Below are 19,251 nucleotides of genomic sequence, written 5' to 3'. Positions count from 1 at the left end.
GAGGAAGAGACGGTGGGGCCGGGTTACTTCATGGCTTCCACGCCCGGCAGCTGCTGGCCTTCCAGCAGTTCCAGGCTGGCGCCGCCGCCGGTGGAGATGTGGCTCACCCGGTCGGCCTGCCCGCTCTTGTTGATGGCCGAGACGCTGTCACCGCCGCCGATCACGGTGTAGGCGCCCTCGCCCAGCCCGGCCACCGCCTCCGCGATCGCGTTGGTGCCGGCCGCGAAAGCCTGGAACTCGAACACGCCCAGCGGGCCGTTCCAGAACACCGTTTTCGCGCCCTGCAGCGCGGCGGCGTACGCCGCCCGCGTCTGAGGCCCGGCATCCAGCCCTTCCCAGCCGTCCGGAATGGCATTGGCCGGGACCACCTGGGTGGTGGCATCCTCGGCAAAGCGGTCGGCCGCCACCACGTCGGTGGGGAGCAGCAGCTTGTCGCCGTACTCGCTGAGCAGGCGGCGGGCCAGGTCCAGCTGATCGTCCTCGTGGATGCTGTTGCCGATGCTTCCGCCCTGGGCCTTGATGAAGGTGTACGCCATGCCGCCGCCGATCAGCATCCGGTCCACCTTCGGCAGCAGGTTCTCGATCACCTTGATCTTGTCGCTGACCTTGGCCCCCCCGATGATCACCACGTACGGGTGCTCCGGGTGCTCCAGCAGGCGCGACAGCGCCTTGACCTCGGCCTCCAGCAGCAGGCCGCCCGCGTGCGGCAGCAGGCCTGCCACACCGCTCACCGACGAGTGGGCGCGGTGCGCGCTGCCAAACGCGTCCAGCACGAAGGCGTCGCCTAGCTGGGCCAGCCGCCCGTTCAGGCCGGCATCGTTCTTCTCCTCGCCGGCCTCGAAGCGCACGTTCTCCAACAGCGCCACCTGACCCGGTTGCAGCTGGCTGACCGTTTCGCGCGTCTCATCGCTGCCGGGCAGCGAGCCGATGAACTGCACCGGCTGGCCCAGCAGTTCGGACAGGCGTTCGGCCACCGGCTGCAGGGTGTACTTGGGGTCCGGGCCACCCTTGGGGCGGCCCAGGTGGCTCATCAGCACCACCGAGGCGCCCGCGTCCAGCAGGCGGCGCAGGGTCGGCAGCGAGGCCTGGATGCGGGTGTCATCCTGAATCACCCCGTCCTTGATCGGCACGTTGTAGTCCACGCGCACCAGCACGCGCTTGCCGGCGACATTCAGGCTATCGAGGGTCTGCATGGGTTCTCCTTGGGCGCCGCTGCCCGGCGCCGGTCTCATAGGGATGGGCGCCGGGCCAGAGCAGTCATGCCCCCGGCCCGGCGCCCATCCCTCACGCGCCGTTCAGTTGGCTTTGCTCTGGACGAACTGCACCAGGTCCGCGATGCGGTTGCTGTAGCCCCACTCGTTGTCGTACCAGCTGAAGAACTTGACGAGGTTGCCCATCGCCATGGTCAGGCCGCCGTCGATGATGGCGCTGTGGGTGTCGCCCACGATGTCCTGCAGCACGATCGGGTCCTCGGTGTAGCTGATGATGCCCTTGTGGCTGCCCTCGGCCGCCTGCTTGAACACCGCGTTGACCTCCTGGGCAGTCACGTCACGGCCCAGGATTACCACCACGTCGCTGATGCTGCCGACCGGGGTGGGCACGCGCAGCGAGGTGCCGTCGAACTTGCCCTTCAGCTTGGGGTACACCTGCGACACGGCCTTGGCCGCGCCGGTGCTGGTGGGGATGATGTTGATGGCGGCGGCGCGCGCCCGGCGCAGGTCGCTGTGCGGCAGGTCCAGCACGCGCTGGTCGTTGGTGTAGCTGTGCACCGTGGTCATGATGGCCTTCTCGATGCCGAAGGCCTCGTCCAGCACCTTCATCGGCGCGCCCAGGCTGTTGGTGGTACAGCTGGCGTTGCTGATGATGTTGTGGTTGGCCGGGTCGTAGTCCTGCTCGTTGACGCCCATCACCACGCTGAAGTCCTCGTTCTTGGCCGGCGCAGTGATGATGACCTTCTTGGCCCCCGCTTCCAGGTGCTTGCTGGCCCCCTCGCGGCTGGTGAAGATGCCGGTGCTCTCGATCACCAGATCGGCGCCCAGCTCACCCCACGGCAGGTTGGCCGGGTCGCGCTCGGCCAGCGCCTGGATTTTCTTGCCGTTCACGGTCAGGCTGGTCTCGTCGTACTCGACGGTGCCGTCGAACTTGCCGGCGGTGCTGTCGTACTTCAGCAGGGTGGCCAGCGTCTTGTTGTCGGTCAGGTCGTTGATGGCGACCACTTCCACGCCACGCGCTTCCAGAATGCGGAACACCAGTCGGCCAATGCGTCCGAATCCGTTGATGCCTACCTTCATACGTCCTCCTGAGTCCGAAGCCAGCTCTCGCTGGGGCTGAACTTCTGCACGGGCAGTGTAACGCACGCCGGCCAGATTCCAAGTCAGTAGGTGTACACAGGACACCAATTGGCCTAGACGTTCGTGATCCATCTGGCCCGGCGGGGGATGTGGACCCGGCCAGGAACCCTCGGAGCGATGACGTGGGGTGCAGGCCCTCCAGCCGCGGAGGTTTCTCGGTCTGGGCAGAAAAGCCGGGAGAGCCGTGCCTGCCAGAAGGAGGGTTGGGGTATCCAGCGTTCTACAGCCCCGGCTAGATGACCTCAGCTCTGACGCCTCCCCGCTGAACAACAAAAGAACCCCGACACTGTCGGGGTTCTTGATCTGGTGGGCGGTACGTGATTTGAACACGTGACCCTTCGCGTGTGAAGCGAATGCTCTACCGCTGAGCTAACCACCCACGGTTCCACCTGTGCTGGTGGGCCCTGCCGGATTTGAACCGGCAACCAATCGGTTATGAGCCGACTGCTCTGACCGTTGAGCTAAGAGCCCTGGCCTCAGGCGAAGCGAAATATAGCAGCGGCCCAGGGTGTTGTCAAACGGCGGCGTCCGGACCTCCCGAACCGCTACACTTCCGGCGTGACCGACGACCCGCCCCGCCCTGAACTTCCCGCCCCGGATCTGCGCGTCCAGGTGCAGGTGCAGCTGCGCCCGGAACCCACCAGGGCCGGCGGCCAGCTGTACCAGTACGTGATCCGGATCGAGAACCACTCCGACGAGAGCTGGCAGCTGATGGCCCGGGAATGGACCATCACTGACGCGACCGGCCAGGTCACGCAGGTCCAGGGCGAGGGCGTGGTGGGGCAGACCCCGATTATCGCTCCGGGCGGCGTGTTCGTGTATGACAGCTTCGTGACGCTGCAGCGCTCGCCCGGCACCATGCGCGGCGCCTACCTGCTGCGCGACGCCTGGGGCGCCACCACCCGGCTGGCGATTCCGGAGTTCCGGCTGGGCAGCGGCCCGGACAGCGAGGACCGGGTGCTGAACTGATGGCCGCTGACCTGCTGATCCGTGTGCTGGAGCCGGACGATGCGGGGCGGTTCTTCGCCCTGCGGCTGGCGGGGCTGGAGGAGTCGCCGCTGGCCTTCGGCACCCACGCCGACGAGTACCGGTCAGAACCGCTGGAGCGGGTGGCCGCCTTTCTCCAGCCGGGCCAGGGCCGGGTGGTGCTGGGCGCCGAGCAGGGCGGGCAGTTGGTGGGCACCGTCTCGCTGGTGCGGCAGCTGCGCCGGAACGTGCAGCACAAGGCCAGCGTGAATGCCGTGTACGTGAAGCCGGAAGCGCGGGGGCAGGGGGTGGGCGAGCAGCTGATGCGCGAACTGCTGGCTCAGGCGCGGCAGATGGAGGGGCTCCGGCAGGTGCAGCTCTCGGTCACCACCTCTCAGCAGGCGGCGCTGCGCCTGTACCGGCGGCTGGGCTTCGAGACGTACGGCCACGAGCGTGAGGCGCTGATCGTGAACGGGACGCCCGTCGACGAGGATCACCTGCAGCTGGACCTGACCTAGCCCTGCGCCAGGCTGGCCTCGACGCGGGTGCCCTGCCCCGGCATGCTGATCACCTGATAGTGCCCGCCCCGGCTCTCGACCCGTTCGCGCATCTGCGAGAGGCCCAGGCCGCCCGCGCTCGACACCCGGCCCGACACCGCCTGCGGGTCAAAGCCCTCGCCGTCGTCCTCCACGCGCAGCCGGACGGTGCTGCCACCGGTGAGCGTCACCTGCACCATGCTGGCGCGGGCGTGTTTCGCCACGTTGTTGAGGCTTTCCTGCAGGATGCGGAACACCACAGCCTCGTCGCTGGGGGCCAGCGAGATGCTGCCCTGCACGTCCAGCCGCGCCTTCAGGTTGTGCTGCTCGGCAAAGTCGCTGACGTAGCGCTGGACCGTTTCCAGCAGGCCGTAGCGCTCCAGGTCGATGGGGCGCAGCGCGAAGATGCTGCGCCGCACCTCCCGAATCTGCTCGCGCAGCAGCGCGCTGGCGGCCCGCACCTCCTGGGCCGCCTTGTCCGGGTCCCGCACGATCAGCCGCTCCACCAGGTCCAGCCGGATGGCACAGAAGGCCAGCGACTGCGCCACGCCGTCGTGAATCTCGCGGGCGATGCGGCTGCGCTCCTCCCCGATGGCCACCTCCTCGCTGTGCAGGTAGGCGCGGGCATTGCGGACCGCCAGCGTGGCCTGCGACGCCAGCAGCGCCAGCAGCGGCACCCGCATGCCGCTGAACGCGCTCTCCCGGGCGGCCCCCAGCACGATCACGCCCACCAGTCCGTCCTCACCGCGCATCGGCAGGCCCAGGGCGCTGCGGGCGCCGGCCAGCACCTCGGCCGCCTCCTCGGGGGTGCTGATGATCGGGGTGCCCTCACGGCCCACCCGCGTCACGAAGGCCGGGACCGCGCCGCCGTAATGCGCCTCGCCGTCACCCTCGCGCGCGTATTCCAGGCGCAGCGTGCCGTCCTGGTCAGTGAGATAGGCGGCGCGGCTCTCGGCGCCCACCCGCTCGGCCATGTTGCCGGTCACGCGGGCGAGCAGGCGGCGCATGTTGCGCTCGGCCCGAATGGACTGGTCCACCTCGTAGAGCGTGATCAGGTCGCGGCTGCGCTGCTGGGCCGCCGCCAGCGCCGCGCCCACCTCCGCCCCGATCGCCTCGGCGAGCGCGCGGGTCTGCTCGCTGGGCGGCGCCTCGAAGTACAGGCTCATCTGGCCCACCCGGCCGGGACCGGCACTCAGCGGCAGGCTCAGCTCCCTCAGATCGGCGCTGGGCGCGGCCAGCAGTGTGTCGCCCTGGGCGCTGCTGGACAGCTCGGCGCCCAGCGCCTGTCCGCCCACCTCCACGCCCTCCAGCCGCAGCCGGGCGTGCGCCGCGCCGGTCGCCTGCACCGCCCCCTGCGCGGACGCGCTCAGCACCGCCTCCAGGTCCGGGGCGTCGGCCACCTCGCGCATCAGCGTCTGCACCGCCTGCATGCGGGCGTTCTGGGCGCTGAGCTCGGCGTACAGCCGCCGCATCACATGCTCCGCCTGCTCTCTGGCCCGCGCGCCGTCCGCGATCCACTGGATGGTGAAGAAGGTGACGAGCGGACCCAGCAGGCCGTAGAACAGCAGGTGGGCCGTGACCTCGGTGCGCGGGCTGTGCAGGCGCGACACCAGCGTCTCGTACAGCACCACCACCAGCAGGATCAGCGGCGGCAGGATGGTGCGCGAGAAGCGGAGGCGGCTGGACAGTGGCGTGCCGGGCAGCTCAGGCTGAGGCTCGGCACCGTACGCGGGAACGGACATACCGGCAGTCTAGGACGTGGGCCCGGCCTCAACAGGTGCTTCCGGTGCAGTTGCCGCTGCCGCCTTCCTGGCGTCCTGAATCTTCCAGCGGGTCTGCCGCAGCAGGCCCCGGAACAGCCGGGTGTCGGCGGTGGTCATGCGGGCGCGGTCCATCCAGGCGCGCCACAGCCGCAGGGTGTGCTGCACCCGCACCTCGTCCGAGTAGCCGGTCAGCAGCATGGTGTCGCGCAGGTGGCCGTACATGTGCTCCATCTCCGCGTGGGTGGCAGCGCGGCGCTCCAGCGGGGCTTCGCGCTCGACGTCGTCCTGGCCCTGCAGGAACTCGTAGCACACCAGCAGCACGGCCTGCGCCAGGTTGAGGCTGGCGTACTCGGCGGTGGGCACCCGCACCGCCGCCTGACACAGCTCCAGGTCGTCGTTGGACAGGCCGGACTCCTCCGGCCCGAACACCAGGGCCGGGGCGCTGGCGGCACGCACCAGTGGACGCACGGTGGCCGGATGCTGCGGAGGCGGCAGGTCGGCGCGCAGCCGGGCGGTGGTGCCCACGCTCAGGTCACGGTCGGCCAGGGCCTCGGCCAGGGTGGGGTACAGTCGGGCCTGGCGCAGCACGTGCTCGGCATGTACCGCCATCGCCACCGCGCCGGAGTCCAGGTGGTCGCCCCGGGGCGCCACCAGCCGCAGGTCCGAGGCGCCCATGTTGAGCATGGCGCGGGCGGCGGCCCCCATGTTGCCGGGCGTCTTGGGGGAGACCAGGACCACCGCCAGCCGGCTGGCCATTCCTGTAGGCGGAACGTTCATGGCAGGCATGCTAGCGCAGGCACCCCCCTGGGTACCCCCTCCGCCCGAAGTCATCTATAAGGCCGCTGTCAGACGCTGCACCGTAGGCTGGGCGGGTGGAGGTTCTCCGCACGTCTTGCATGTCAACGTCATCAGGAAGGGACCACCTTTGAACTCCGTTACCCCACAGTCCTGGGTCCGCTCCGCCGCGCCGGTGCGGGCATGACCGGTCCCGTCGCTGACCCGCAGCAGGGCAGCCGCGACGCGCCCTCCTGGTCAGAGCTGCCGGGCGAGGCCCAGACCGCCGTGCCCGCCACCCTGGACGGTCTGGTGGCCCGCATGGTCCAGCACGACGAGGTCCAGGAATATCAGGCGGTTGTGGGCCTGGAAGAGGAGGCGCTGCGGCTGGTCGGCGCCCCGGCCTCCGAGCGTGCGCTGGTGCTCAACCTGCTCGCCAAGGCCCATTTCTTCCTGGGCCACACCGATGACGCGGTGCGGCTCACCGAGCTGGAGGCGGCCGTGTGTGCGGAGGCCAACGACCAGGAAGGCCATGCCAAGAGCCTCAACAACCTGGGGCTGATCGCCCTGAGTGCCGGCCGTTATCACGTCGCGCTGGAACACCTGCTCGCCTGTTTCGATCACATCATTCACAGCGGCCTGCCGATGCACGCCCTCGCCAGCGCCTGCCTGACCAATGTCGGCAACCTGTACCACGACCTGTCGGATTATCCGCGGGCCATCCAGTACTTCCAGCTGGGCATCGAGGAATCGTTGCAGGCCGGGCACGTCGCCAACGAGATCGCCGGGCTCACCGGCCTGGGCCTGACCTACAAGGACAGCGGACAGCTGGAGGAGGCGCTGCAGCAGCTGTGCCGCGCCCTGGCGCTGGCGCAGGCGCACAACCGGCTGCAGGACGAGGCCGAGCTGCTCGATACCCTGGCGCAGGTGTACCGCGCCTCGGGCCAGACGGACCTGGCCCGCCGGATGTGCCTGGACGCCCTGGACCTGGCGCGGCGGCTGGGGGCCGGGCCGAGCGAACTGAACGCCCTGCTCAACCTGGGCCGGCTGGAACTGGAGCAGCCGGAGGTCGCCGTGGGCCACCTGGAGGCGGCGCTGGCCCTCGCCACGGCGGCCGACAATCCCAAAACGACCCTGGCAGTGTGCGAGGTGCTGGCCGAGGCATACCTGCGGGCGGGCCAGCCGGAGCGAGCCGCTGCGCCGCTGCGGGAGGCGCTGCAGCTGGAACGGCGGGTGCGGCAGGAGGAACACGAGCAGAAGGTGGAGGACCTGGCCCGGCAGCTGGAGATGGAGCGCGCCACCCACCAGGCGGAGGCCTACCGGCTGCTGAACGAGGCCGCGCAGGAGGCCCGCCAGCAGGCCGAGGCGGAGGTGCTCCAGCGGACCCGGGAGCTGGAAACGGCCCACCAGGAGGTGGTGGTCCGCCTGGGCATCGCGGCCGAGTACCGCGACGACAAGACCGGCAGCCACACCCTGCGCGTGTCAGAGCTGGCCGCCCACCTCGCGATGCAGATTGGGCTGCCCACCGATCAGGTGGAGCTGATCCGCCTGTCGTCGCGCCTGCATGACATCGGCAAGATCGGCGTGCCGGACGCGGTGCTGCTGAAAGTCGGCAAACTGACCAACACGGAATTCGAGATCATGCAGCTGCACACCACCATTGGCGCGCGGATGCTGCAGGGCAGCACCACCCGGCTGCTGCGGATGGCCGAGGAAATTGCCCTGCATCACCACGAGCGCTGGGACGGCAGCGGGTATCCCCATGGCCTCAGCGGCCAGGACATTCCCCTGTCGGCCCGGATCGTCTCGCTTGCCGACGTCTGGGACGCGCTCACCACCGAACGCCCCTACAAGGCCGCGTGGACGGTGGAGGCCGCCCGCGCCGAAATCCTCGCGCAGTCGGGCCGCCACTTCGACCCGGACCTGACGCGGGCGTTCCTGGAGATGGTCAACGACAGCGGGCTGGCGGCCGTCGCGCCCCGCCTGGACCCGGACGGCGATCTGGGCCGCGAGGCGACCTCGACGGTGCGCCGGGTGGTGGTGCCGCCGGCGGTGCTGGAGCATCTGCAGACGTTGAACACCTCGGCCTGGGACTGCCGGCAGACCGACCCCGAGCGCAGCAAACGGGAGGCTCAGGACGCCCTGGCGCTGGCCGAGCAGCACGATCATCCGCCGGGCGTGATGGCCAGCCTGCGCACCCTGGCGTTTTCCGACCTGCGGACCGGCGACCCGCGCAGCGCCCTCCACCGCCTGAACCGCGCCCTGAATCTTCAGACGCCCGGCAGTGACCTCGCACTGGAACGCGACTGCAAGAACCTGCTGGCCTGGCTCTACAAGGACCTGTTCAACACCGAGAAGGCCACCCAGTACCTGCTGGAGAGCCTGGAGCTGTCGCGTCGCCTGGAGGACGCGAGCGGACAGGCCAACGCCCTGGGCAACCTGGGGGTGGTCACGGCGGCCCGCATGGGGGACCGGCGTTCCGCCCTCGGCTATTTCGAACAGGCGCTCGCCCTGCATCAGCAGAGCGGAAACCTGCCGGGTCAGGCCAACTGCCTGTACAACATGGCGGATAATCTGGTGGAACTTGGGGAGTATGCCCTGGCGCAGCAGGTGGGCCGGCAGGCGGTGGAGGCCGCCCGCGCCGCCGGCAATCCGGTGCTGGAGGCGGTGTCGTGCTCGGTGGTGGGGCGGGCGCTGGACGGCACCGGCGAGCTGAAGCGGGCCATTGTGCTGCACGATGAAGCGCTGGAGACGCTGCGGCGCTCCGGCATTGATGCCCCGGATGCCTACGGCTGGATGCGGCTGTTTCAGGCGCACAGCCTGACCCGGCAGGGACGTACCGACGAGGCCGCGCAGGCCCTGGGCGAGGTGCGCGAGGTGGCCGAGCGTCTGGACATCAAGGAGATGCTGGTGCGCGTGCACCACGAACTGGCCGGCATGCACAAGGCCCGGGGCGCCTTCGATGAGGCGATGCGGCACCTGGAGGTGGAACGCGATGTGGACCGAGCGCTGAATGAGCAGCTGACCGCCCACCGCAACGAGGCGCTGCTGATGCAGTTCGAGGTGGAACGGGCCCAGTCGGAGGCCGAACTGTACCGCCTGCGGACGCTGGAACTGGCGAACGCGAACGTGGCGCTGGAACGGGCCAACCGTGAGAAGAGCAGCCTGCTGGTCGCGTTGCAGGAACAGGCCGACCTGCTGGAGCGGCAGGTGCGGGAGGACGCGCTTTCGGGCCTGTACAACCGCCGGCACATCGAGACGCTGTTGCAGCGGGCCTACGAGGACCACCGGCTCCGGGGGGCCACGATGGCGGTGGCCATGATCGACATCGACCACTTCAAGCAGGTCAACGACCGCTACTCGCATCCGGTGGGCGACGAGGTGATCCGGCAAGTGGGCCGCCTGCTGACGGAAAGCCTGAGTGGCCAGCAGGCCGCTGCCCGGTACGGCGGCGAGGAGTTTCTGCTGCTGCTGCCCGACACCACGCTGGAGCAGGCCGCCCGCCATATTGAACGGCTAAGGGTAGCAGTCCACAGCCATCCCTGGGATCAGGTGGCGCCGGGGCTGCACGTGTCGGTGTCGGCGGGAGCTGCGGTCAACGACCAGACCAGGGATTACGAGAAGCTCGTTTCGGCGGCGGATTTCAAGCTGTACCGGGCCAAGCAGACGCGCAACACCGTGGTGGTCTGAAGGCCCGCGGCACCAAATAGGCGGACCCGGCATACCTGCCGGGTCCGACGTCCATTTCAGGGTTCAGCGCAGGGTGTTCAGGAAGTTCGCGGCACTGATCAGGTTGAAGGGCATGCTGCCGACCTTGTAGGCGGCATTGGCAGCGCTGACATCCCGGGCGGAGCCCACGATGCGGCTGACGAGCTGCGTGCGGTTGGTGGTAGACAGCGGCTCGCCCAGCGCCAGCGCCAGCACGCCCGACACCACCGGGGCGGCGAACGACGTGCCGGTGGCCTGGGCAAACTGGCTGCCGGGATAGGCGGTGGTCATCAGGCGACCCGGCGCCAGCAGCGACAGCTGAGTGCCGTAGTTGGAAAAGTCGGATTTGGTGGTGCTCAGCTCCAGGCTGCCCACGCTCAGGGCGTACTGGCCCAGGGTGGTGGCCTGCGCGCTGGACCGGGCCGGGTACATTGGGGGTGCCACGCCCTCGTTGCCCGCCGCCATCACCAGGTACACTCCCTTGGCCGCCGCGGCGCGCAGGGCGTCCGTCAGGGCCGAGTCGACGCTCGACACCACCGACAGGTTGATGACGGTCGCCCCGTGCTGCACCGCCCAGTTGACGGCGCTGGCCACCACCGAGGGGGTGGCGAGGCCGTTCGGGGCAATGACCCGCAGCGGCATGATGGTGGCCTTCGGCGCGACCTGCAGCACCAGCGAAGCGATGGCCGTGCCATGGCCGTACGCGAGGTCCGCCGGGCTACCGCGCTCGGCAGGGGAGGTATCGTTGTCGAGGAAGTCGTACTGGTCGGCGGCCGGGGCCAGGTGGCCCTGGAATGCGGGGTGGCTCAGGTCCAGGCCGGTATCGATGACCGCCACCTTGATGCCGGCGCCCAGGTGCGGCGCGGCCACCTGCGCGGCAGACAGCTGCACCATGTTCCAGGCGGCCAGGTTGTCGGTGAAGGTGTTGGGTACGCCGCTGGGCAGGGTGCTGGCGGTGGACCCGCTGGCCCACGCGCCGATCTTGCCGCTGGCCCAGGCCCCGATCTTGCCGGTGGCCTCGGCAGTGCTGTATTGACCAGACGGCAACGCCAGAGGATGAAGCTGTGTAGGTGCGACGCTGCCGCAGCCGGTCAGCAGCAGCAGACTCAGGCCGGCCGCAAGGCGATTGGATAGAGACAGGGACATTGGAATCTCCTTAGCGGTACTTGTGAATAAACGCGGTGAGATTGAGGGTACCGTACCCCAGCCGGTAGGTCGAATCGTTGTTTAGGGTGGCGGTGCTGTCCAGGGCGTTCAGCAGGGCCGAGACATCGTACCGGTTGGCGCTGGGCACGCCCGCAGACAGCGCCAGCGCCAGCGCCCCGGACACCACGGGGGTGGAAAAGGAGGTGCCGGTGGCCAGCACGGTCTGGTTGTTGGGGAAGGCGGTCTTGAGCCCCTCGCCGGGCGCCGTCAGCTCCAGATAGCTGCCATACGTGCTGAACGCCGACTTCGTCAGCGAGTTGGTGACGCTGCCGACGCTGACCGAGCCATAGGCCTGCAGGTTGTTGCCGTTGGCCAGCGCGTTGCGGGCCGGATAGAGGACGTTGGTATCCCCGCTGTTGCCGGCGGCAGCCACCACCGTTACGCCCCGGCTGATGGCCGACTGGATGGCGCTGTTCAGGGCCCAGACGTCCGTGGTGGAGCCCAGCGACAGGTTGATGACCTTGGCGCCCGCGCTGACGGCATAACTGATGGCGTTGGCGATGGTCTGGATGTCGCCGCACCCGTTGGTGTCCAGGACCCGCAGCGGCAGGATGGTGGCTTTCGGGGCAATCTGCAGCACCAGTGAAGCGACGGCCGTGCCGTGGCCGTAGCCCTCAGAGCCGGAACTGGTGCCGTTGCTGACGTCCTGAGGCGTCGGGGTGCCGGCCACGAAGTCGTACATGTTGGCGGTGTCCACGTGCCCTGAGAAGGCCGGATGATTCAGATCCAGGCCCGTGTCGAGCACGGCGACCTTGATGCCCTGGCCCAGTTCCGGCACCAGCGCCTGGGCGCCCGACAGCTGAATGGCGTTCCAGTCGTCCATATTCTCGGTGAAGGTGGTGGCCAGGGCGCTGTTGCCCGTGCTCCAGGTGGTGAAGCCGCTGGACCACGCGGTGAAGCCGCTCGACCAGGCATTGAAGCCGCTGGACCAGGCGTTGAACCCCTGCATCCGGGCATCCCCGATCTTCAGCCGGGTGGTGTTGGACTCCACGGTCACGTCATAGGGCTGCCGGGCTGCCACATTGTTGGCCACGATGGCGCTGCCCAGATCCGGATAGAACTCCAGGACCCTGCCTCCGGAACTGCTCTGAAGCGCACTGAGGGTGAGCGTGGACGGGATGCTGAGCGTATGAATGAACGCGTACTTCTTGGCGCTGCCCATGCTCAGGGCCTGCAGCGACAGAGGCGGCGAGTACGCCGGAGGTGCCGGGTTGCCACAGCCGACCAGCAAGGCGAGCGTGGCCAGGGGCACAGCCACAGGCAGTGCGGAAATGCGGGGCATAGTTTCTCCTGAAGATGAAGCAGAGAAGGCGACGGGAAACTGGTGGCACGGGGGGCCGTTCATCAGTTTGATGGAGCACTTATGACGAATTTCTTACACGCAGCCACGCCGGGATGGCACGGGGGGGAACCCGGCCCGCCATCCCAGTGGCCCCGCTCCGCCGGCAACACTTGACCAGTGAGGGCGCCAGCAGGGGCCTGCCGGCCCGAACCAAGGAACCCCCCAGGAAATTCCCGGCGTTGTCTGCCTCGACGCCGGGTCCAAACAAACGTCCGGGCGAGGTCCACTGCACGGACCTCGCCCGGACACCCCAGAGGGATTAAGTCAGCTGGCGGCTGCCGGAGGGCCGGGCCGTGGCCGGCCGGTCCAGCGGGCCCGGCTGAACCGGTGGCCGGAACCGGCGCAGCCGCAGGGCATTGCTCAGCACGAACACGCTGGAAAAGCCCATGGCGGCGGCGGCCAGCACCGGGCTCAGCTGCCAGCCCAGCGCGGGAGCCAGAACGCCTGCCGCCACCGGAATCAGCAGGACGTTATAGGCAAAGGCCCAGAACAGGTTCAGCCGGATGTTGCGCAGGGTGGCGCGGCTGAGCGCGATGGCGTTTGGCACACCGCGCAGGTCGCCGCTCATCAGGACCACGTCGGCGGTCTCCACGGCCACGTCAGTGCCGGTCCCGATGGCCAGCCCCACATCCGCGCGGGCCAGGGCCGGCGCGTCGTTGATCCCGTCCCCCACGAACGCCACCCGCTGGCCGGCGGCCTGCAACCGCTGCACCGCGTCGCTCTTGCCGCCGGGCAGCACCTCGGCCAGCACCTGATCGATGCCCAGCGGCTCCGCGATCGCCTGGGCGGTGCGGGCGTTGTCCCCGGTGATCATGGCCACCTGCACCCCCTGGGCCTTCAGCGCACGGACCGCCTCGGCGCTGCCCGCCTTGACCGGGTCGGCCACCGCCAGGAGCGCTGCCAGCTGACCGTCAATGGCCGCGTAGAGCGGAGTCCGGCCCGCCTGGCCCAGCTGAGCTGCCTGCAGCGCCACAGGGTCCACATCCAGGCCGAGCTGCTGCATGTACCGGTCGGCGCCCACGTTCACCAGGCGGCCTCCGATCGTGGCGGCCAGGCCGTAGCCGGGAACCGCCTCAAAGTACTGCGCCGGCTCCAGCGGCAAGCCCTCCCGACCGGCCGCCTCGACGATGGCGCGGCCCAGCGGGTGCTCGCTCTGCGCCTCGGCGGAGGCGACCAGGCTCAGCACCTCGGCGCGTTCCAGCGTGGAGGTCAGCACCAGGTCGGTCAGCTGCGGGCGCCCCTCGGTCAGGGTGCCGGTCTTGTCGAGCGCCACCACCTGCACCGCGTGCAGCCCTTCCAGCGCCGCGCCGGTCCGGAACAGCACGCCCAGTTCGGCGGCCTTGCCGGTGCCGACCATGACGCTGACCGGCGTGGCCAGCCCCATGGCGCAGGGGCAGGCGATGATCAGCACCGCCACCGTGTTCACCAGCGCGGAGCTGAGCGCCTGCGGCCCTCCGAACAGCAGCCACGCCAGGAACGTCAGCGCCGCGATGCCCAGCACCACCGGCACGAACACCCGCACCACCCGGTCCGCCAGCCCCTGAATCGGCGGCTTGCTGCCCTGGGCGTGCTCCACCATCCGGATGATCTGGGCCAGGGCTGTCTCGGCCCCGATGCGGGTGGCGCGGAACACCAGCGCGCCATTCTGGTTGATGGTGCCGCCCACCACGCTGTCTCCCGGCTCTTTCAGCACCGGCATCGGCTCGCCGGTGATCATGCTCTCGTCGAGGTAGCTGCGCCCCGACACGACCTCCCCGTCCACCGGCACCCGCTCCCCGGGGCGCACCGACACCAGGTCCGCGCGTTGCACCTCGTCGGTGGGCAGTTCCAGCTCGGCGCCGTCCCGCACCACCCGCGCCACCTTCGGCTGCAGGCCCAGCAGCCGCTTCATCGCCTCGCTGGAGCGGCCCCGGGCCAGCGCCTCCAGGTACTTGCCCAGCAGAATCAGGGTGATGACCACTGCCGAGGCCTCGTAGTACACGTGGGCGGTGCCGGGCGGGAAGATGCCGGGCGCCAGCGTGACCAGCAGGCTGTAGAAGAACGCGGCGCTCGTCCCGATCATCACGAGGCTGTTCATGTCTGGCGACCGGTGGCGCAGGGCGGTCCAGCCCAGCCGGTAGAAGCGGCGGCCCGGGCCGAACTGGACCGGCAGGGCCAGGGCCAGCATCACCCAGTTCAGGGCCGGGCCCAGGCGCTCCATCAGCCACATCTCTGCGGACAGGGACAGCATCGGCAGCATGGCGAGCAGCAGCAGCGGCACCGCGAACACGGCGCTGAAGCGCACCGCGCCGAGCAGCTCGGAAAGGTGTGCGTCTCTGAGCGCCTGCTCCTGATCGCTGCGGTCCTGCCCGGCCGGGGCGTCGAGCACGCTGTACCCGCTGTCGCGCACCGCCGCCTTCAGGTCGCCCGGACCGACCGCCGCCGGCAGGTACTGGACGGTGGCCCGCTCGGTGGCCAGATTGACGCTGGCCGACACCACGCCGTCCATCTTCTTCAGCGCCCGCTCCACCCGGCCCACACAGTTGGCGCAGGTCATGCCCTGCACCCCGAATTCCAGGGCGCTGAGCACCGGTTCGTACCCCACGTCCCGGACGGTGTCGAGCAGGGTCTGGGGTGAGGTCCGAGCCGGGTCGTACTGCACGGTGGCCCGCTCGGTGGCGAGGTTCACCGCCACGTCGTCCACCCCCTCCACCCGTTTCAAGCCGCGTTCCACCCGGCCCACACAACTGGCGCAGGTCATGCCCTGCACGCCGAGTTCCAGTGTCTTCGTCATCTCCGCTCCTTATCCCCCCCTGGGGGATATGCCCGAAGGATATGCCCAGAGGCTGGAAAGGTCAAGGTCAAGATGCCCGTTGAGAACGAATGTATGGGTTACGCCCACCGGTGGGCCCTCCTCCGGATTGACACCCCCGGTGGGAGGGTATAGCCTATGGACATGAGCACGGAACTGAACATCAGCGGCATGACCTGTGGACACTGCCAGGCAGCTGTCACCAAGGCCCTCAAGCGCGTTCCCGGCGTTCAGGACGCCGAAGTGGACCTTCAGACCGGGCGGGCCACCGTCCAGGGCGAGCCGGACGTGCAGGCGCTGCTGTCGGCCGTCAGCGAAGAGGGCTACACCGCTCAGGTCCGGCAGTAGGGTCGGGTGACGCCCGCCGCCAAGGCCCACGCGCCCACCCCCGAGGCGGGTGCCGATCACGCCCACCTGTGCATGCCGGAGGAGGCCCGCAAGCGTGCGTCGCGCCGGCTGGCCATCGCCCGGGGCCATCTGGAGAGCATCGTCCGGATGCTGGACGATCCGCACGTCTACTGTGTGGACGTGCTGCGCCAGATCAAGGCCGTACAGGGCGCGCTGTCCGGAGCCGGGGAGGTGGTGCTGCGCGGGCACCTGGAGGCGCACATCTCCACCGCCCACGAACGCGGGGACGCCGCCGACCTGATCGAAGAACTGATGGAAGCGCTCAAGTACACCTGAAGGGAAACGCTGCCTGAGCGGTTCAGGAGGTCAGAAAGCCGCCGTCCACCGGAAGCGTCACGCCGTTGATCATGGCGGCGGCGTCGCTCAGCAGGTAGGCCACCGCCTGGGCCACGTCCAGCGGCTCAGCAAAGCGGCCCAGCGGGATGCGGGCCAGCATCGGGGCGCTGCGGGCCGGATCGCTCCAGGCCCGCTGGCCCATCGGGGTGAGCGTGACCGTGGGGTTGACGGCGTTGACCCGGATGCGGTGCGGCCCCAGCTCAATGGCCATCACGCGCGTCAGCTGATCCAGGGCGCCCTTGGACGCGCAGTAGGCCGCGTGGTTCGGCAGCCCCACCATCGAGGACTGGCTCGACACGTTCACGATGGCGCCGGGCGACGACCGGGTGATCAGGTCGCGGGCCACCGCCTGCCCGAGCAGCAGCGCGGCCCGCACGTTGACGGCCATGGTCCGGTCGAACGCTTCCGGGGTGGCCTCCAGAAACGGTTCCAGCAGCGCAATGCCCGCGTTGTTCACCAGCAGGTCAATGGCTCCAGCGGCCCGAACGGCCTGCTGCACCCCCTCCACCGTCTCCAGGTCGGCCACCACCGGCAGACAGCCGGTCTCGCGCTGCAGGCGGGTCAGGTCGTCGGCGCTGCGGCTCACCGCCACCACCTCGGCGCCGCAGGTGGCCAGCAGCGCCGCGATCTCGCGCCCGATGCCCTTGCCGGCGCCGGTCACCAGGGCCCGGCGCCCGCCGAAGTCAAAGACGGTCATGCGGGGGCCGTGAAGCTGGAGGCCGGTGTGGTCGATGCGTCCAGTATGCCACGGCCCGTTTCACGGCAGCATCCGGCCCAGCCACTCGGCCGGCTCCACGGCCTCGCCGCGCAGCCGCAGTTCCAGGTGCAGGTGAGGGGCGTTGGAAATGCCGGTGGTGCCGACCCGGCCGATGATGTCGCCGCGCCGGACCACCTGCCCCACCTTGACCAGCGTGCGCGACTGGTGAAAATACAGGCTCAGCAGCCCGGCCCCGTGATCAATGATCACCAGCCCGCCCCGCACCGGATACGTGCCCACCATCACCACCGTGCCGTCATTGATCGCATGAATGTCGGTGCCGATGGGGGCGAGGTAGTCGGTGCCGTAGTGGTACTGGACCGGTCCGCCTCTGGAATAGGTGCGGGACTGCCCGAACACCGTGGCGATGCGCGGCGGGATGGTCAGCGGGGCGGCGAAGGGCCGGGTCCAGACCTGGGGGGTGCGGCGCAGGTAGGCGCGTTCCACCTCGGCTTCCTCGGCCGCGCGGGCCGGGTCCATCAGTTTGTCGGTGATGCTGCTGGCCATGTTCAGCTGCTGCAGGCCCGTGACCTGACCCGAGACCGGAATCTCCCCGGTCAGCACCTGTGCGCCCACCGTCACCCGGTAGCGGACCGGCGTGGTCTTGCCCAGCACCACCCGGCCCAGCACCAGGGCACCATCGGCCGCCGGCAGCGGCGTGAGCAGCTCGTTCGGCTGACGCACGTCTTCGCCCACCTCGCTGGGAAACTGAACCCGCGCCCCTGCCGCCCCGGGCCCACTCAGCCGCAGCACGAAGGCGTCGCCCATCCGCAGATGGGTCGGCACGCTGACCGTGACGCCCCCAACGCTCCGGGTGGCCGGCGTCGGGGCAGCGGGGGCAGTCCCGGCCACCGTCGGAGCCCTAGGCAGCTGCAACGTCTGCCCGACTTGCAGGGCGGTGCTGGTCAGGTGGTTCAGCTGCTGCAGGGTCGCCACCGGCACGCCGCTGCGGGTGGCGAGGCTGTAGAGCGTGTCGCCCGGCTGCACCACATAGCTGATCTGGGCGCTGCCCAGCCCACCCAGCAGCAGGGCGACGAGCATGAAGTGTCGTCGGTTCATACGGACCTCCAGAGGGGGCCGGCGGCTCACGGGGCCTCCGGGGCCGGGCCGGGGTCGGCCGGAATGGGGATTGGCGGGAGCGTTGGGGGCAGGGGCAGCACCAGCAGGGCGCGGCTGGTCTGACTGAGGTAGGCGACGCGCAGACCGTCCGGCGCCACCTGCCAGTCGTCGTGGGCGATCCTGTCCTGCAGCGTCAGCAGTGGCCGGACCTCGCCGCTCTCCACGTCCAGCTGCACCAGCCGCTGACTCGGCTGCCCCGGCTCGAACGGGACCATCAACAGGTGGCCGGGGTCCTGCCAGCGGGCCGAGCCGAACAGCGGCAGCGGCGTCACCCGCCGGTCCTCGGTGCCGACCACGAACATGCCGTTGCGTCCGGGCATGTCGAGCGTCACCCGGTACACCACCCGGCTGCCGTCCGGACTGACCCGGACGCCGCTGAACATCTGTCCCTCAGCCAGCACCTGCGGCGGGCCACCCTGAATGTTCACGCTCACCAGCGAGCGGCGCGGGTCGGTGCGGGTCAGCCGGCCGGTGAGCAGCACGGTGGTGCCGTTCAGCCAGCCGACAAGGCGCCCGCCATACACGGTCGGCAGGCGGCGCGGGGCCGCCACGCTGCCGTTGACAAAGGGGTCCGCCACGAAGACGGTCAGCGGAATCCAGTCGTCCCGGTCCGCCGTGCCGTAGGTGGACCACGCCAGCGCCCCCTGCGGCGACCACGCGGCGTCCCGGCCGCTGGTGGGCACCGCCGCCCGGGCTCCGTCGGAAAAGCGCACGGCGGTCGCCGAGGAAGCGCTGCGCGGCTGAAGCGCAAAAGCGCCGTCCGGGGACAGCAGCGCGGGCGACAGGTCCAGAAACCCGGCGGGGGCCGAGCCGTCCGCCGGAATCCGGTACAGGCCCGGCTCGCCGCCGGCCGGGCGGTCCAGCACGATCAGCTGCGTGCTGTCGGCCGTCCACTGCACGTTGGCGCAGCAGCCGGGCCGAGAGACCTGAACGGCAGGTCGGGCCGTGCCGGGCATAGGCGGCGGCAGCGTCTCGGTGGGGGCCGGTGGCGCCGGCGGCTGAGCCGGACCCGCCGGCAGCTCCAGCGTCTGCCCGACCTTCAGGTCCGTGCCGGTCAGCTGATTGAGCGCCTGCAGCTGCGCCACCGTCAGGCCCACCGAACGGGCGAGGCTGTAGAGCGTGTCGCCCGGCTTCACCACGTAGGTCGCGGCAAGGGCCTGTCCGCACAGCAGGGCCGTGAGCACCCCGCTCATC

At 69.8% G+C, this 19,251-nt stretch carries 15 protein-coding genes and 2 tRNA genes; 5 read left to right on the top strand and 12 right to left on the bottom strand.

Annotation, left to right across the window (positions count from 1 at the left end; all coding sequences use genetic code 11):
- Positions 1–23: 23 nt before the first annotated feature.
- The 4 genes from ABOD76_RS17925 to ABOD76_RS17910 all read right to left on the bottom strand — a co-directional run bounded on the left by ABOD76_RS17925 (position 24) and on the right by ABOD76_RS17910 (position 2,822).
- Positions 24–1,193, bottom strand: coding sequence for a phosphoglycerate kinase (locus ABOD76_RS17925; protein ID WP_350243318.1), 1,170 nt, complete (start codon positions 1,191–1,193; stop codon positions 24–26).
- A gap of 102 nt (positions 1,194–1,295) precedes the next feature.
- Positions 1,296–2,291: a type I glyceraldehyde-3-phosphate dehydrogenase gene (gap, locus tag ABOD76_RS17920; RefSeq protein WP_350243317.1), complete on the bottom strand. Its 996-nt coding sequence runs from the start codon at positions 2,289–2,291 to the stop codon at positions 1,296–1,298.
- 364 nt (positions 2,292–2,655) lie between these two features.
- Positions 2,656–2,730, bottom strand: a tRNA-Val gene (locus ABOD76_RS17915).
- Between the two features lie 16 nt (positions 2,731–2,746).
- Positions 2,747–2,822: transfer RNA gene (locus tag ABOD76_RS17910), tRNA-Ile, on the bottom strand.
- An 87-nt stretch (positions 2,823–2,909) separates the two neighbouring features.
- Between ABOD76_RS17910 and apaG the strand changes: the two genes are divergently transcribed.
- Positions 2,910–3,320, top strand: coding sequence for a Co2+/Mg2+ efflux protein ApaG (gene apaG / locus ABOD76_RS17905; protein WP_350243316.1), 411 nt, complete (start codon positions 2,910–2,912; stop codon positions 3,318–3,320).
- Positions 3,320–3,835 carry a GNAT family N-acetyltransferase gene (locus ABOD76_RS17900; RefSeq protein WP_350243315.1) on the top strand — a complete coding sequence of 172 codons (516 nt, stop codon included), beginning with the start codon at positions 3,320–3,322 and terminating at the stop codon, positions 3,833–3,835. Before apaG ends, ABOD76_RS17900 begins: the two co-directional genes overlap by 1 nt.
- Here ABOD76_RS17900 and ABOD76_RS17895 read toward each other — a convergent pair.
- A complete protein-coding gene (locus ABOD76_RS17895) occupies positions 3,832–5,595 on the bottom strand; it encodes a GAF domain-containing sensor histidine kinase (RefSeq protein WP_350243314.1) in 1,764 nt (587 codons plus the stop codon). The two genes, ABOD76_RS17900 and ABOD76_RS17895, sit on opposite strands and share 4 nt — an antisense overlap.
- 9 nt (positions 5,596–5,604) lie before the next feature.
- On the bottom strand, positions 5,605–6,393 hold the full coding sequence (locus tag ABOD76_RS17890) for an RNA methyltransferase (RefSeq protein ID WP_350243313.1): 789 nt from the start codon (positions 6,391–6,393) through the stop codon (positions 5,605–5,607).
- A gap of 201 nt (positions 6,394–6,594) precedes the next feature.
- Between ABOD76_RS17890 and ABOD76_RS17885 the strand changes: the two genes are divergently transcribed.
- Positions 6,595–10,080: a tetratricopeptide repeat protein gene (locus tag ABOD76_RS17885; protein ID WP_350243312.1), complete on the top strand. Its 3,486-nt coding sequence runs from the start codon at positions 6,595–6,597 to the stop codon at positions 10,078–10,080.
- A gap of 63 nt (positions 10,081–10,143) precedes the next feature.
- Here the strand turns inward: ABOD76_RS17885 and ABOD76_RS17880 are convergent, their stop codons facing one another.
- The 3 genes from ABOD76_RS17880 to ABOD76_RS17870 all read right to left on the bottom strand — a co-directional run bounded on the left by ABOD76_RS17880 (position 10,144) and on the right by ABOD76_RS17870 (position 15,419).
- On the bottom strand, positions 10,144–11,244 hold the full coding sequence (locus ABOD76_RS17880; protein ID WP_350243311.1) for a S8 family peptidase: 1,101 nt from the start codon (positions 11,242–11,244) through the stop codon (positions 10,144–10,146).
- Positions 11,245–11,254: 10 nt separating this feature from the next.
- Positions 11,255–12,586, bottom strand: coding sequence for a S8 family peptidase (locus tag ABOD76_RS17875; protein WP_350243310.1), 1,332 nt, complete (start codon positions 12,584–12,586; stop codon positions 11,255–11,257).
- A gap of 319 nt (positions 12,587–12,905) precedes the next feature.
- Complete coding sequence (locus ABOD76_RS17870) at positions 12,906–15,419, bottom strand: heavy metal translocating P-type ATPase (protein WP_350243309.1); 2,514 nt, start codon at positions 15,417–15,419, stop codon at positions 12,906–12,908.
- 162 nt (positions 15,420–15,581) lie between these two features.
- Here ABOD76_RS17870 and ABOD76_RS17865 point away from each other — a divergent pair, with 162 nt between their 5' ends.
- Both ABOD76_RS17865 and ABOD76_RS17860 read left to right on the top strand, forming a co-directional pair.
- Positions 15,582–15,785 (top strand): CopZ family metallochaperone, encoded by a 204-nt coding sequence (locus ABOD76_RS17865; protein ID WP_350243308.1) that lies wholly within the window; start codon positions 15,582–15,584, stop codon positions 15,783–15,785.
- 72 nt (positions 15,786–15,857) lie between these two features.
- A complete protein-coding gene (locus ABOD76_RS17860; RefSeq protein WP_350245302.1) occupies positions 15,858–16,121 on the top strand; it encodes a metal-sensitive transcriptional regulator in 264 nt (87 codons plus the stop codon).
- Positions 16,122–16,143: 22 nt separating this feature from the next.
- Here ABOD76_RS17860 and ABOD76_RS17855 read toward each other — a convergent pair whose 3' ends face one another.
- From ABOD76_RS17855 to ABOD76_RS17845, 3 genes are read right to left on the bottom strand one after another with little or no spacing between them, the layout of a single operon-like run.
- Positions 16,144–16,878 carry a glucose 1-dehydrogenase gene (locus tag ABOD76_RS17855; protein ID WP_350243307.1) on the bottom strand — a complete coding sequence of 245 codons (735 nt, stop codon included), beginning with the start codon at positions 16,876–16,878 and terminating at the stop codon, positions 16,144–16,146.
- 60 nt (positions 16,879–16,938) lie between these two features.
- Positions 16,939–17,997, bottom strand: coding sequence for a LysM peptidoglycan-binding domain-containing M23 family metallopeptidase (locus tag ABOD76_RS17850; protein WP_350243306.1), 1,059 nt, complete (start codon positions 17,995–17,997; stop codon positions 16,939–16,941).
- Positions 17,998–18,023: 26 nt separating this feature from the next.
- A complete protein-coding gene (locus ABOD76_RS17845) occupies positions 18,024–19,250 on the bottom strand; it encodes a LysM peptidoglycan-binding domain-containing protein (protein WP_350243305.1) in 1,227 nt (408 codons plus the stop codon).
- Position 19,251 lies beyond the last annotated feature (1 nt).

This window comes from Deinococcus sonorensis KR-87, from assembly GCF_040256395.1.
GTDB classification, from domain to species: domain Bacteria; phylum Deinococcota; class Deinococci; order Deinococcales; family Deinococcaceae; genus Deinococcus; species Deinococcus sonorensis.
Note: the sequence above shows the minus strand (reverse complement) of the source record. Positions and strands in the feature narration are given on the sequence as shown.